The following is a 1,612-nucleotide window of genomic DNA, read 5'->3' on the forward strand; positions in this document are numbered from 1 at the left end:
CTTGTTCCTTGGCGCAGTCGATGGCGATCTGGTAACCGGCATCGGCGTGACGCATGACACCGGTGGCCGGGTCGTTATGCAGAACGCGGGCGATACGCTCGGCCGCTTCGTCGGTACCGTCGCAGACGATGACCATGCCCGAGTGCTGGGAGAAGCCCATGCCCACGCCACCACCGTGGTGCAGCGAAACCCAGGTGGCGCCGCTGGCGGTGTTGAGCAGGGCGTTGAGCAGCGGCCAGTCTGAGACCGCATCGGAGCCGTCCTGCATGGCTTCGGTTTCGCGGTTAGGGCTGGCCACCGACCCCGAATCCAGGTGGTCGCGACCGATGACGATCGGCGCCGACAGCTCGCCGCTACGCACCATTTCGTTGAACGCCAGGCCGAGCTTGGCGCGCAGGCCCAGGCCTACCCAGCAGATACGCGCGGGCAGACCCTGGAAGCTGATGCGCTCGCGGGCCATGTCCAGCCAGTTGTGCAGGTGGGCATCGTCGGGGATCAGTTCCTTGACCTTGGCGTCGGTCTTGTAGATGTCTTCGGCATTGCCCGACAGCGCGGCCCAGCGGAACGGACCGATACCCCGGCAGAACAGCGGACGGATGTAGGCCGGTACGAAGCCTGGGAAGTCGAAGGCATTGCTGACGCCTTCTTCCTTGGCCATCTGGCGGATGTTGTTGCCGTAGTCGAAGGTCGGCACGCCTTGCTTCTGGAACTCGAGCATGGCTTGGACATGAACGGCCATCGACTGTTTGGCCGCCTTGACCACGGCAGCAGGCTCGGTCTGGGCACGGTCGCGGTACTGCTCCCAGGTCCAGCCGGCTGGCAGGTAGCCGTTGAGCGGGTCGTGGGCGCTGGTCTGGTCGGTGACCATGTCCGGGCGCACGCCACGCTTGACCAGTTCAGGCAGGATTTCTGCCGCGTTGCCCAGCAGGGCAATGGAGATGGCCTTGCCTTCGGCGGTGTACTGGGCGATACGCGCCAGGGCATCGTCGAGGTCCTTGGCTTGCTCGTCGACATAACGGCTGCTGAGGCGGAAATCGATACGGCTCTGCTGGCATTCGATGTTCAGCGAGCAGGCGCCGGCGAGGGTCGCGGCCAGTGGCTGGGCGCCGCCCATGCCGCCGAGGCCTGCGGTCAGCACCCACTTGCCCTGGAGGCTGCCGTTGTAGTGCTGGCGACCGGCTTCGACGAAGGTTTCGTAGGTGCCCTGGACGATGCCCTGGCTACCGATGTAGATCCAGCTGCCGGCTGTCATCTGGCCGTACATGGCCAGGCCCTTGGCATCCAGTTCGTTGAAGTGCTCCCAGTTGGCCCAATGTGGCACCAGGTTGGAGTTGGCGATCAACACGCGCGGGGCGTTGCTGTGGGTCTTGAACACGCCTACCGGCTTGCCCGACTGAACCAGCAGGGTTTCGTCATCGTTAAGGTGGGTCAGGCTCTCGACGATTTTGTCGTAGCACTCCCAGTTACGCGCGGCACGGCCAATGCCACCGTAGACCACCAGCTCTTTCGGGTTCTCGGCAACTTCCGGGTCGAGGTTGTTCATCAGCATGCGCAGGGGCGCTTCGGTCAGCCAGCTTTTGGCGGTGAGCTTGTTGCCGCGTGCTGCGCGGAT

1 protein-coding gene is annotated in these 1,612 nt (G+C 64.4%); it reads right to left on the bottom strand.

Translation table 11 applies throughout. The features are described from left to right. The coding region (gene hutU / locus V0R60_RS26720) for a urocanate hydratase (protein WP_330080980.1) at positions 1 to 1,612 on the bottom strand (1,612 nt) is incomplete at both ends.

The sequence above is a fragment of the Pseudomonas auratipiscis genome (assembly GCF_036324085.1).
In the GTDB taxonomy this organism is placed as follows: domain Bacteria; phylum Pseudomonadota; class Gammaproteobacteria; order Pseudomonadales; family Pseudomonadaceae; genus Aquipseudomonas; species Aquipseudomonas auratipiscis.